General features: G+C 73.2%; 14 protein-coding genes. 11 read left to right on the top strand and 3 right to left on the bottom strand.

Features of this window, described 5'->3' with window-relative positions; genetic code table 11:
- The coding region (locus IEZ12_RS39600) for an adenosylcobinamide amidohydrolase (protein ID WP_373295558.1) at window positions 1-346 on the bottom strand (346 nt) is incomplete at its 3' end.
- A 127-nt stretch (window positions 347-473) separates the two neighbouring features.
- On the opposite strand from IEZ12_RS39600, the gene IEZ12_RS33270 reads away from it, so the two are divergent.
- From IEZ12_RS33270 to IEZ12_RS33250, 5 genes are all read left to right on the top strand, one after another.
- Window positions 474-1184, top strand: coding sequence for a TetR/AcrR family transcriptional regulator (locus IEZ12_RS33270; RefSeq protein WP_189277536.1), 711 nt, complete (start codon window positions 474-476; stop codon window positions 1182-1184).
- A 134-nt stretch (window positions 1185-1318) separates the two neighbouring features.
- A complete protein-coding gene (locus tag IEZ12_RS33265) occupies window positions 1319-1519 on the top strand; it encodes a DUF1918 domain-containing protein (RefSeq protein WP_189277534.1) in 201 nt (66 codons plus the stop codon).
- A 36-nt stretch (window positions 1520-1555) separates the two neighbouring features.
- Complete coding sequence (locus tag IEZ12_RS33260) at window positions 1556-2245, top strand: DedA family protein (protein ID WP_043907870.1); 690 nt, start codon at window positions 1556-1558, stop codon at window positions 2243-2245.
- A 65-nt stretch (window positions 2246-2310) separates the two neighbouring features.
- Complete coding sequence (locus tag IEZ12_RS33255; protein ID WP_189277532.1) at window positions 2311-2514, top strand: hypothetical protein; 204 nt, start codon at window positions 2311-2313, stop codon at window positions 2512-2514.
- A 52-nt stretch (window positions 2515-2566) separates the two neighbouring features.
- The gene (locus tag IEZ12_RS33250) at window positions 2567-3034 is read left to right on the top strand and encodes a hypothetical protein (protein WP_189277530.1); all 468 of its coding nucleotides are present in this window, start codon (window positions 2567-2569) and stop codon (window positions 3032-3034) included.
- Here IEZ12_RS33250 and IEZ12_RS33245 read toward each other — a convergent pair.
- Window positions 3021-3764, bottom strand: coding sequence for a PIG-L deacetylase family protein (locus IEZ12_RS33245; protein ID WP_189277528.1), 744 nt, complete (start codon window positions 3762-3764; stop codon window positions 3021-3023). The two genes, IEZ12_RS33250 and IEZ12_RS33245, sit on opposite strands and share 14 nt — an antisense overlap.
- A gap of 185 nt (window positions 3765-3949) precedes the next feature.
- Entirely contained in the window at window positions 3950-4606 is a 657-nt protein-coding gene (locus IEZ12_RS33240) for an NADPH-dependent F420 reductase (RefSeq protein ID WP_189277526.1), read from the bottom strand.
- Between the two features lie 357 nt (window positions 4607-4963).
- Between IEZ12_RS33240 and IEZ12_RS33235 the strand changes: the two genes are divergently transcribed.
- From IEZ12_RS33235 to IEZ12_RS33210, 6 genes are all read left to right on the top strand, one after another.
- On the top strand, window positions 4964-7876 hold the full coding sequence (locus tag IEZ12_RS33235; protein ID WP_189277524.1) for a polysaccharide lyase family 8 super-sandwich domain-containing protein: 2913 nt from the start codon (window positions 4964-4966) through the stop codon (window positions 7874-7876).
- A gap of 140 nt (window positions 7877-8016) precedes the next feature.
- Window positions 8017-8418 carry a hypothetical protein gene (locus IEZ12_RS33230; protein WP_157815479.1) on the top strand — a complete coding sequence of 134 codons (402 nt, stop codon included), beginning with the start codon at window positions 8017-8019 and terminating at the stop codon, window positions 8416-8418.
- Window positions 8419-8490: 72 nt separating this feature from the next.
- Window positions 8491-9000, top strand: coding sequence for a hypothetical protein (locus tag IEZ12_RS33225; RefSeq protein WP_189277521.1), 510 nt, complete (start codon window positions 8491-8493; stop codon window positions 8998-9000).
- Window positions 9001-9157: 157 nt separating this feature from the next.
- The gene (locus IEZ12_RS33220; RefSeq protein WP_189277519.1) at window positions 9158-9886 is read left to right on the top strand and encodes a class I SAM-dependent methyltransferase; all 729 of its coding nucleotides are present in this window, start codon (window positions 9158-9160) and stop codon (window positions 9884-9886) included.
- A 193-nt stretch (window positions 9887-10079) separates the two neighbouring features.
- Window positions 10080-10412, top strand: coding sequence for a hypothetical protein (locus tag IEZ12_RS33215; RefSeq protein ID WP_189277517.1), 333 nt, complete (start codon window positions 10080-10082; stop codon window positions 10410-10412).
- Window positions 10413-10640: 228 nt separating this feature from the next.
- Window positions 10641-11258, top strand: a complete 618-nt coding sequence (locus IEZ12_RS33210) for a DUF1707 SHOCT-like domain-containing protein (protein ID WP_043907877.1) — start codon at window positions 10641-10643, stop codon at window positions 11256-11258.
- Window positions 11259-11383 lie beyond the last annotated feature (125 nt).

Below are 11383 nucleotides of genomic sequence, written 5' to 3'. Positions count from 1 at the left end.
AGGTCGGTACGCCTATTCCGGTGGTGACCACGGCCGTCACCCCGCCGTCCTCCGCCCAGGTGCAGGCGTCCACCTCGGCGGCCGTCATCAGGCCCACCCCGGGGCCCACCAGGCCCTGCGCGGCGGCGAGTTCGGCCAGGTGCGCATCCGGGTCCAACCGCCCGTAGCCGGCCCGGACCTGGGCGTTCAGCACCCAGTGGCGTTCGCCCAGCCCGCCGCCGAGCACTCCGGAGCTGACCATCCGCCAGCCCGGTCCGGCCCGCCACACCAGTAGGTGCCGGCACCCGCCGTCCTCCAGCCGCCCGGCCCGCTGCACCGTCACCGGCCGCCCGTCCACTCCCGCCACCTCCGCCACCGCCCCGGGCCTGCCGGAACGTTCCCGTCCGTCGTCGAACGGCCACCCAATCACACCGCCCCGCGTGCCCGGCACCGGGATTGGCCGCGACGCGACCCGATGCGGCAGAGTGTCCGCCATGACCGCGCAGCCCTCCGCCCCCGCCACCGCCTCCCGCGCCCCGGCGGCCGGCGCCCGCCGCCGCCCGGTGCAGCAGCGCAGCCAGGAGCGGTACGAGCGGCTGCTGGACGCCTGCGCCGGCCTGCTCGACGAGGTCGGCTCGGCGGGGCTGACCACCAAGGAGGTCGCGCTGCGCGCCGAGGTGCCGATCGGCACCCTGTACCAGTTCTTCTCCGGCAAGGAGGGCCTGCTCGCCGCCCTCGCCGAACGCAACCTGGCGTCCTTCCTGGACGGCCTGGCCCGCCGGGTCGACACCGCCGGCCACCCGGGCGTCGCCGAGTTCACCGACCTCGCGGTCGAGGAGTTCGTGGCGATGAAGCGCACCCTCCCCGGCTTCGGCCACCTCGATTTCGGCCTGGTCGACGCCGTCCCCGCCGAGATCGACGACCTGCACCTGCTGGACGCCGAACTCGACAACAACGCGGCCGTCGCACTGCGCCTGCGCACCATCGGCGGCGAACTCTTCGCCGCCCCCGGCTACGCCATCGCCCTTCGGGTCGCCATGGAGTGCGCGGACGCCGTCCTCAAGCTCGCCTTCCGCGCCGACCCGGACGGCGACCCGCTGCTGATCGCCGAGTGCAAGCGCCTGGTGCGCAGCTACCTCGCCATTCCGCCGACCGCCGAGCGACCGGCGGACGCTCGGGTGACCGGACCGGCACCGCTCGGGTGACCGGACCGGCGCGCACCGTGGGCTGACCGGTTCCGCCATTGCACCGCCCGGAGCGCCGCCGCACAGTGGAAACAGGGGTCCGCCCCCGTCCCACCGGTCCCGGCCACCGGTCCCGCCGAACCGCAGGAGCAGCGATGCAAGCCACAGTGGGAGACCACGTCCACATGTACAGCCGGTCGGTCGGCATGACCGACCGCAAGGGCGAGATCGTCGAGGTGCGCGGCACCGACGGCGCGCCGCCCTACCTGGTCCGTTTCGAGGACGGACACCAAGGCCTCGTCTACCCCGGCCCCGACTGCCTCGTCGAGCACCGGCTCGGCGAAGAGCAGCGCTGATCCCGGGCCGCGGCCCGGTGGGAGGAGCGGTCCCCCTTGCCCCCACCCCTGCCGGGCCCGCTGGCCCAGCTCGCCCCGCTGCTGGACGACTACGGCTACCTGGCGGTCGGCGTCCTGGTCTTCTTCGACAACTGCGCGATCCCGGTGCCCGGCCAGACCATCCTGGTGCTGGCCGCGGTCTACGCCGGCGCCGGCCAGCTGTCGCTGCCCGTGGTGGTGACCGTCGCAGTGCTGGCCGCGTTCGCCGGCAACGGCCTGGCCTACCTGATCGGACGCACCGGCGGCCTGGCGTTCGTCCACCGCTGGGGACGCTACCTGCGGCTCACGCCGGAGCGGATGGCCCGCGCCGAGGACTTCTTCCGTCGCCGCGGCACCCTGGTGGTCACCGGCGCCCGCTTCGTGGACGGCCTGCGGCAAACCAACGGACTGGTCGCCGGCACCACCGAAATGCCGCTGCGGCGCTTCCTGCCCGCCAACGCCGCGGGCGCCGTCCTCTGGTCGGGCGTCTGGGCCGCGGTCGGCTACTTCGCGGGCAGCAACATCACCGTCCTGTACCGGCAGGCCGTCCGCTACCAGGTCCTGCTGCTGATCGCCGTCGTGGCCGTCCTCGCCCTGGTCGGCACCCGCGCCTGGCTCCGCCACCGCCGCCGGCCGCCGGTGGACGCCGGCGACCGGATCCCGCACCAGGACAGCGGCGAGGACGTACCGGCCGACGGCCGACGGTGACTTTCCGTCACAACGGGCCGTGATCGCGCTGTACGCCCGCTCCGGCGTGCGACAGGATGTCGATCATGACGAGCTGGCACGAGTTCGACGGTTCGTACGTGATCCGGTCCAGGTGGACGCGGCTCGCCGCCCTCTGGAGCCTGGTCGTCTCCGGGCTCGTCGCGGTCTGCTTCCTGCCCGGCGCCCGCCGCCGCAGCACTTCGAACTTGCGCTCGTCCCGGTCCCGCTGTTCTACCTCGCCGTCTGCTCCGGTCGCCGCAGGCGGGTGACGTTCGACGGGCGGGGGATCACGTTCCCCACCGCTTCCTGTCATCCCGCTTCTTGCCGTCCCGCCCGGCCGAGGTCGTCCCCTGGTCCGACGTCCTGGCCGTGGACTGGCGCGACGAGCACCCCCGCAGCACCCTGCTGGTCTACCGGCGCGCCACCGACGGGGACACCCCGTTCCCGCTCCCCGCGGACCACCCCGCGACGGAGATGATGGACCAGCTCCTCGCCCGACTGGACGACCCGGAGTTCGCCGAGACCTACCGAACGTCCGTGCGAGTGCGCCGCGACACCACCCTGTGCCGGGTCGACCCGTTCCTGCTGGCCTCCGCGGTCGCCCTGCTCGCACCCGGCGTCCGGCACTACGGCGACCTCGGAGCCCTCGACCTCGGCGACCTCGCGCTCGTCCTCGGCGACGACGACCCGGGCCCCGAGGACCCGGGCCCCGAGGACCCGGGCGCCGGTGACAGCGGCGGGAACGACGACCGGCCCGACGGAACGGCCCCGCGGCTCAGCGGAAGTTGATCACCTCGAACGAGGCGGCGAACGTGGTCCCGAGGCGGCTTCCGGCGATCCGGCCCATCGACTCCAGGAACTCGGCGGCGTTGGCCATCTCCCCGCTGAGGCCCGCCAGGTAGGCGTGGTGGGCCTCCAGCGAGGCGACGCCCACCGCAAAGGTCTCGGTGGTGTCGACGGCGTGCATCCCGTCGGGCGAGCCGGCCGCCCACACCTGCCGGACGCCGTTCCACGGCTCGTGTCCCTCGGCGGTGAGTTCGCGGAACACCCAGCGGTTCCCGGCCGCCGGCACCGCGTCCAGCGCGGCCCGGCCGACGGCTATGTGGTCGGCCTGGTTCGGGAACACCCCGCCGTACGTGTCACGGAAGTTGGTGGTGATCACGATCTCCGGCCGGTGCCGCCGGATCGCCCGCGCCAGGTCGCGGCGCAGTGGCAGCCCGTACTCCACGATGCCGTCCGGGTAGCCGAGGAACTCGACGGTGTCCACGCCGACCAGGGCCGCCGACTCGACCTGTTCGCGTTCGCGGATCGGCCGGCACAGCTCGGGTTCCATGCCGTCGATCCCGGCCTCACCGCTGGTGACCATCAGGTAACTGACGCGTTTGCCCTGGGCGGTCCAGCGGGCGACGGCGGCGGCCGCGCCGTACTCCATGTCGTCGGGGTGGGCGACGATCGCGAGGGCGGTCTCCCAGTCCTCGTCCAGCGGGCGGAACGGGGGCTGCTCGGCGGGGGTGCTCATGGTGACGCCTTCCTTGTTCGGTTCCGAGTTCGGTTCCGACCCGGTTGAGTTCGCGGTGCGGCCCGGATCGCGGGTGCGGATCAGTTCGCGCCGCGGCCCGGTTCGCAGGTGCGGATCAGTTCGCGCCGCGGCCCGGTTCGCAGGTGCGGTTCAGCTCGCGCCGCGGCCCGGTCCACGGGTGCGGTTCAGTTCGCAGTGCGGATCGAGTAGTTGAAGTCGGCGTGGCCGTAGTGCCGCATCAGCCGCATCCAGAACGGCATCAGCATCTCCATCCCGCGGGCCGCGTCGATCCCGCCGAGGTCGAGCACCCGCTCCGCGGGCCACCCGAACTCGCCCAGCAGCGCCGTGACCTGCGCCTTGGCGTCGGCGTCCTCGCCGGCCACGAACAGCTGGTGCTCGCCCGGAATCCGGTCGGGGTCCACCATCACGGTGACGGTCACGGTGTTGAGCGCCTTCACCACCCGGCTCCCGGGCAGCGCGCGCTGCAGCTGCTCGCCCACGCTGTCGGTGTTGACGGGGTCGAGCGTCAGCTCCCCGGTCGGCGAGAACACCAGCGGGTTCGAGAGGTCCAGCACGACCTTCCCGGCCAGGTTCTCCGTACCGGCGAGCTCCACGGCGGCGGGCGCGACGGTGCCGCCGGTGGCGACGATCACCAGCTCGCCGAACTCGGCCGCCTCCGCGAACGTCCCGGCCCGGCCGCCCGGGCCGCTGCGCTCCGCCCAGTCGGTGGCGGCAGCGTTGCCCTTGCTGCGCGACCCGAGCGTGACATCGTGGCCGAGCGCGATCAGCTTGCTGCCGAGAGTCTGCCCGACCGTGCCGGTACCGATGATTCCGATCCGCATTGCTGCTCCGTCCCCGTCCGTACCGCCTCGGGCCGATCCCGAAAATCCGAACGCACCCTATCCGAGCCGCACCTGACCCACGGTCAGATCCCCCGACTCGCCCCGCCCCGGGCACCCTTCCCCCGTCTCCCCCGCCCACCACCATGCGACCCCGACCGCCCCTGCGCCACCCATGCCGACCGCAGCCGCGCGTGCCGCCACTGTCGCAAACCTGCACGCGGGAGCAGTGGAAAGCGCTTGCCGTCGACTCCCGGAAAGCGCTTGCCAAATGCCGTGCCGAACCGTTGACGCCCCGACCGGAAAGCGCTTACCGTCGGCTCCCGGAAAGCGCTTTCCCACCCCCCTCACGGAGGCGTCGTGTCCCTGCCTGCCCTGTCCCGTCGCACCCTGCTCCAGGCCGGCACCGCCGGTGCTCTCGCCCTCGCCGTCACCGGCACCACCGCCACCGCGGCCGGTGCCGCGACCGCCGATCCCTACGAGACGCTCCGCCTGCGGTGGCTGGCGCTGCTGACCGGCACCGGGTTCGATCCGGCCGCCGAGCCGTTCGGCTCCGCGTTGCGGGCGCTCGGGGATCGGGCCCGGGCGCAGCAGCAGGCGATGGCTCCGACGACGGGGTCGCTCTGGCCGGACCTGCCGCTGGGGTCGGTCTCGGCGAACATCACCGGCAGCTTCGTGCGGCTGCGCACCATGGCGCTGGCGTGGGCGCAGCCGGGCACGGGGCTGACGGGCGACGCGACGCTGGCCGCGGCGATCACGACCGGCCTGGACCGGCTGTGCGCCTCCGCGTACACCGCGACGGCGACGGCGTACGACAACTGGTGGGACTGGCAGATCGGTTCGCCGCAGGCGCTGCTGGACACCTGCGTGCTGGTCCTGCCGCAGTTGACGGCCGCTCAGGTGAGCACCTACTGCGCGGCCGTGGACCACGCCGTCCCGGACTCCAGGGTGGCCGCGTACTCGGGGACGAGCACGGGGGCGAACCGGGTCGACCTCTGCCGGGTCCTGGCGCTGCGCGGGGTGGTCGGGAAGAGCGCGGCGAAGCTGGCGACGGCGTCGGCGGCGCTGTCGCCGGTGTTCCCGTACGTGCTGACGGGGGACGGGCTGTACCCGGACGGGTCGTTCGTGCAGCACACCTGGGTGCCGTACACGGGCTCGTACGGGGAGGTGCTGCTGAGCGGGCTGAGCCGGCTGTTCGCGCTGCTGGCGGGGTCGTCGTGGGAGGTGACGGATCCGCAGCGGCAGAACGTGTTCGACGCGGTGGACTCGGCGTACGCGCCGTTCCTGTTCAACGGCCTGGTGATGGACTCGGTGGTGGGCCGGGCGAGCAGTCGGGGTCTGCAGTCCTCGGACCTGCTGCACCTTCAGCAGGACGACCACGGCCGCGGGCACACGATCATCGGGCACATCCTGCGGTTGGCGGACTCGGGCGCCGCGCCGGCGGTGCAGTCCGCGCGGTGGCGGGCGGCGGTGAAGGGCTGGATCGGCCGTGACTACTACCGGCCGTACCTCTCGGACGCGGCCGTGGACGTCCCGGAGTTGGCGCGGGCGCAGGCGCTGATGGGCGACGGCGCGGTGGCCGCGTCGGCGGAGCCGGCGGGGGCGCGGGTGTTCGCGATGGACCGGGCGGTGGTGCGCCGTCCGGGCTGGGCGGTGTCGCTGTCGATGTGTTCGGCGCGCACCACGTTCTACGAGACCGGCAACGGCGAGAACGTGCGCGGCTGGCACACCAACAACGGTCTGCTGGCGTGGTGGAACGCGACCACGGGCAACGGCCAGTACGCGGACGCGTTCTGGCCGACCGTCGACCCGTACCGGCTGCCGGGGACGACCGTCTCCACGAAGAAGCTGGCGGACGCGGCGGGCGGCGCGTGGGGCGCGGCCCGGCCGGACGCCGTGTGGGCGGGCGGGGCGAGCGACGGCACGTACGCGGCGGTCGGCCAGGCGGTGCGCGGGCTGTCGTCGACGCTGTCGGGCTGGAAGTCCTGGTTCCTGCTGGACGATTCGGTGGTCTGCCTGGGCGCGGGCATCAGCTCCACCGACGGCGTCCCGGTGGAGACGGTGGTGGAGAACCGCAACCTGGGCGCGTCCGGCACCCACGCGTTCACCGTGGACGGGGTGGCACAGCCGGCCACGCTCGGCTGGTCGCAGCAGTTCACGGGCGCGAAGTCGATGGCGATCGCCGGCTTCGGCGGCTACGTGTTCCCGGGCGGCGCGACGGTGCAGGCCAAGCGCGAGGCGCGGACGGGCAGTTGGCACGACATCAACTCCGGCGGCACGTCCGAGGCGTTGACCCGCCGCTACCTGACGCTCTGGTTCGACCACGGCGCCGCGCCGTCGAACGCCGGGTACGCGTACCTGCTGCTGCCGGGCGCGGACGCCGCGGCCACGGCGGCCCGGGCGGCCGCCCCGACGGTCACGATCCTCGCCAACTCGTCGTCCGTGCAGGCGATTTCGGACTCCGCCTCGGGTGTGACGGCGGCGAACTTCTTCGCCCCGGGCAGCGCCGGTCCGATCACCGTCTCGGCGCCGTGCTCGGTGCTGGTCCGGGAGTCGGGCGGCACGTTGAGCGTCTCGGTGGCCGACCCGTCCCGCACGGCCGCCACGGTGCGGGTGACGGTGGACCGCCCGGGCTACGTCTCGGCGGACCCGGCCACGGGCGTCACGGTCCTGGCCACCGGATCCGCCGTGCAGCTGCTGGCGGAGCTCGGCGGCACGCAGGGCGCCGGGCGCACCGTGACGCTGCGCACCTCGGGCGCGCCGGCGGCCGCGACCGCCGTGCTGCTCGCCCCCGTGCAGGACACCTATGTCCGGGACGGCTCGTACGGCGACGCCAACTACGGGACGGCGACCGTGCTGACGGTGAAGAACACCGACACCACCGGGTCCGGCTTCTCGCGGCGGGCGCTCCTGGCCTTCGACACCTCGCAGTTGACGGGGACGGTGCGGCGCGCGGTGCTCTGGGTGCGCGGCGCGGTCGCGGACTCGGGCGGCACCGAGACGGACCTCCAGGCGTTCGCCACCGCGCCCGGCGCCTGGCAGGAGACCGCCGCGACCTGGAACCGCTGCCCGGCCCCGGCCGCCGCGCTCGGCACCGGCCGGATCTCCACCGCCGCCGACTGGGTGGCCCTGGACGTCACCGCGGCCGTCACCGCCGATCCGGCACTGACCCTGACGGTCGGTCAGCCGACCGGACGGGTGGGGCTGGCGGTGAACCTCAACAGTCGGGAGAACGCCGCGTACCCGCCGGTCCTCCAGGTGATCACCGCCTGATCGGACGCGCATGTTGACGCCGAACTCCGCGCCGCACGCGCGGAGTTGCGGCACGAACAGACAATCGCCGCGTCCCCTGTTCCGGTGAATCGCGGTTCAATTCGTTGTCGACCGATCGCCGCGCTCCTACCGTCGGTCGCATGGCAATTCGTTGGCGTTCTGTCACCCGCGTCGCCGCAGTGACGGCGGCCGCCACCGGCGTCCTCACCCTCGCAGCGGCCCCGGCCGGTGCCTTCTCCCAGTCCTTCGGCAGCGGTTCCTACCACGCCAGCAAGGACTTCGTCCCCACCTCGGGCACCATCAGGATCGGCGGAAAGGGCTGCACCGGCGGTGCCGCCCGCAGCTTCTACGTCCAACTCGTCCGGACCCACAACAGCACCAAGGTGTTCTCCAGCTACAGCTACGGCGCGGACGGCCGGGGCCACACCGACCCGCGCGGCATCGGCGTCGACACCGGCTCCTCGTACTACCTGCGCTGGTACGGCAGGGACAACGGCGGCCACAGCGCGTCCGCCCCCTGTGCGGGGGCCTACACCGTGTAGTCCCCGACGGCCGGCTCCGACCCCTCCCCGGGCCGGGGCCGGCTGTCCGCCGCACAGCCCGGAGGAGATCCCGTGACGTCCCGGCGCGTCCTCGTCGTCCTGTCCTGCCTGGCGGCCCTGCTCGCCGCCTGCGCCCCGACCCGCCACCCGGCGCCGCCGACCGTCGACGTGTCGGCCTCCGTCATCCAGATCGCGCTGATCGCCGAGGGCACCCAGGACGGAGTCCGCTGGCGGGTCGACCTGGTCTCCGTGGCGGGCGAGCTCTGCACCCGGGCCACCGTCGACGACCGTCCCGCCGGCCAGGGCTGTGAACCGCCCGTCTCCGCCCAGGCCCCCGTCAACGTCGCCCTGGACGCCCTCGACCCCCGTGTCCTGCTCCTCTACGGCGCGGCCGCCCCCACCGTCGCCCGCCTCACCGCCACTCCCCCGCGCCCCGTCCCCCTCACCGCCCCGCACGGCGGCAGGTCCTTCTTCGCCTACGCCACCACCCCCGGCACGGCCACCGACCTCACCGCCTTCGACACCGCCGGACGGCAAATCTGGTCCGCGGCCGACAAGATCCACGACTTCGAGACACCTTGACGCCCCGTCACCCCACCGGGCGCACCGCAGCACCGTCCCGCCCGACTCCGGCCCCGCGCCGAGCCGTTCGGGCATGCAGCATCCGCATGCACACTCCACCGACCCCGGCTGCCGGAACTCCCGGACCGGCGGCCCGAATCCGATTACGCTCGCAGGCATGTCGACCTCTGCGCTGTCCTTCGGTTCCGCCGCGCGTCTCTACGACTCGATCCGGCCCGCCTACCCGGCGCAGGCGGTCGCCCGGGCCGTCGGCACCGAGCCGATCCGCGTCCTGGACCTGGGCGCCGGCACCGGGCTGCTGACCGGCATGCTGCGGGCCGCCGGCCACGAGGTGATCGCGGTCGAGCCCGACCCGCAGATGCGCGCCGTGGCCGCCGAACGCCACCCGGGCACGCAGGTGCTCGCCGGCAGCGCCGAGGACATCCCGTTGCCGGACGGGTCCGTGGACGCCGTCGTGGTCGGGCAGGCGTACCACTGGTTCTCTCCGCAGGACGCGCTGCCGCAGATCCACCGGGTGCTGCGCAAGGACGGCGTCTTCGCTCCGATGTGGAACGTCCGCGACGATCGGACCCCGTGGGTGGCCGCGCTCTCCGGCGTCATCGGCACCGAGGGGTACGGCCTGGAGCGCGCCTGGCAGTACGGGCCGGTGACGCCGTGGTTCACCGAACCCGAACTCGCCCTGACCGAGCACACTGTGACCGTCCCGCCGGACCGGCTGATCGACCTGGTGCGCTCCCGCTCGTACTACCTGACCGCCGACGCCGCCGAGCAGGCCCGCCTGGACCGGGAGGTCGGCGAGCTGGCCGCCACCGACCCGGCCCTGGCCGGCCGCGACAGCGTCGAGATGCCCTACCGGACCTGCGTCTACCGGATGCGGCGGGTCTGATTCCCGGCCGGATCCGCGACGACCCACAACCCGCGACCCACGACCGACGGCTCACGGCCGACGGCCCGCAGCCGGAAGGTTCACCTGCTCGCCGCGCCGGACCACACCACCGGCGCTCGCCGACTGCGCCGAGGCCCCGAGCGGGCTGAATCCTGGTGGCTCACCCCCCCATTCGAAGACGACGGGACGCCCCATGACCGCTGCGAAGAACGCCGGCCGATTCGCTCTTGCCGCCTGCACCGCGCTCACACTTGTCATCGGAATCTCCACCGGCGCCAACGCCGCCACCGGCGAATTCACCTACACCGACATCGACGGGGAGGACCACACCCTGGTCGACCCGCCGAGCGGTGAGTGCATCAGCTTCGGCCTCCCGGTGACCGGTGCGGACAACGAGACGGACTCCTCGGCGACCGTCTACGAGAACACCGACTGCAGCGGTCCCGCCCTGGACACGCTTCCGCCCAAGACCGGAATGTCCTGGGGTTCCGTCCTCCCCAATGCCGTCCGGTTCAACTTCTTCTGAGCTTCACCGTGCCGGCCGCCGCGTCGGTGACGGTCTGTCACGGGGGCTCCGGCACCACGTACGGCGCACTGGCGACGGGCGTGCCGCTGGTCGTCGTGCCGCTCTTCGCGTCCCGCACCCGGTCGTCGGCGAACCCGACCCTGGCGGGAACACCTATCGCGATATATCGTAAGTTCTCGTCGCCGGCCCCATTGCCGGGAGACCTACGTCAAACTCAGGACGGGAAGTATGCCGGGAGAGATCGCGCCCGCCGAGCAGCCCTCTGGCCTCAACTCGCAGCCCGAGATGCGGGCTTCGCACGCGGATCGGGATCGGGTGGCCGATGTCCTGCGGGTGGCGGCGGGTGACGGGCGGCTGACCGCGGAGGAGTTGGACCAGCGCCTGGAGGTCGCCCTCTCCGCGCGGACGGTTCGTGAACTGGCCGAACTCACCGTCGACCTGCCGGCCGTCTCGTTCGCTGCCGACGGGGTGGTGGCCGAGGCCAAGGAGGTCCTCCGGATCGAGCAGAAGTGGAGCCCGGTCAAGCGGACGGGGCGCTGGGTGGTACCGCGTCGGCTGGTGCTCGACGTGGAGTGGTGCGCGGTGACGCTCGACCTCACCGAGGCGGTGATCACCCAGGACACCCTGCAGATCGACCTGGACATGCGCGGCAAGACCCTGACACTGATCGTCGGGCCGGACACGGTGGTCGACACCGACGGCCTGATGCTGCAGCACAGCAGGGTCAGGAACCGGGCGTCGGACGCCGCGGCGCCGACCACACTGCGGGTGGAGCTGGTCGGCGAGAAGCAGTTCGGCCGCGTCGTGGTGCGCCGGCCGCGGCGGGCACTCGGCCGCCGTCGCTGACCGCGCGCCTGCCCACCGGGGCGAGACGGTGGCACCGAACTCCGTCCCCTCAGAAAGTGTTGGGTAATCGGGTGATCACTCGTTCTTGAGGTCGTCGGCGAGGCGGCGGGCTGCTTCGGTCTCGA

The sequence above is a fragment of the Kitasatospora griseola genome (assembly GCF_014648555.1).
Classification (GTDB): Bacteria; Actinomycetota; Actinomycetes; order Streptomycetales; family Streptomycetaceae; genus Kitasatospora; species Kitasatospora griseola.
This window is presented reverse-complemented; position numbering and strand designations above follow the sequence as displayed.

Coding starts and splice junctions, on each gene's coding strand:
- IEZ12_RS33270 (WP_189277536.1), top strand. CDS start 474: ATGACCGCGCAGCCCTCCGCCCCCGCCACCGCCTCCCGCGCCCCGGCG.
- IEZ12_RS33245 (WP_189277528.1), bottom strand. CDS start 3,764: ATGAGCACCCCCGCCGAGCAGCCCCCGTTCCGCCCGCTGGACGAGGAC.
- IEZ12_RS33230 (WP_157815479.1), top strand. CDS start 8,017: ATGGCAATTCGTTGGCGTTCTGTCACCCGCGTCGCCGCAGTGACGGCG.
- IEZ12_RS33265 (WP_189277534.1), top strand. CDS start 1,319: ATGCAAGCCACAGTGGGAGACCACGTCCACATGTACAGCCGGTCGGTC.
- IEZ12_RS33240 (WP_189277526.1), bottom strand. CDS start 4,606: ATGCGGATCGGAATCATCGGTACCGGCACGGTCGGGCAGACTCTCGGC.
- IEZ12_RS33210 (WP_043907877.1), top strand. CDS start 10,641: ATGCCGGGAGAGATCGCGCCCGCCGAGCAGCCCTCTGGCCTCAACTCG.
- IEZ12_RS33255 (WP_189277532.1), top strand. CDS start 2,311: ATGACGAGCTGGCACGAGTTCGACGGTTCGTACGTGATCCGGTCCAGG.
- IEZ12_RS33215 (WP_189277517.1), top strand. CDS start 10,080: ATGACCGCTGCGAAGAACGCCGGCCGATTCGCTCTTGCCGCCTGCACC.
- IEZ12_RS33220 (WP_189277519.1), top strand. CDS start 9,158: ATGTCGACCTCTGCGCTGTCCTTCGGTTCCGCCGCGCGTCTCTACGAC.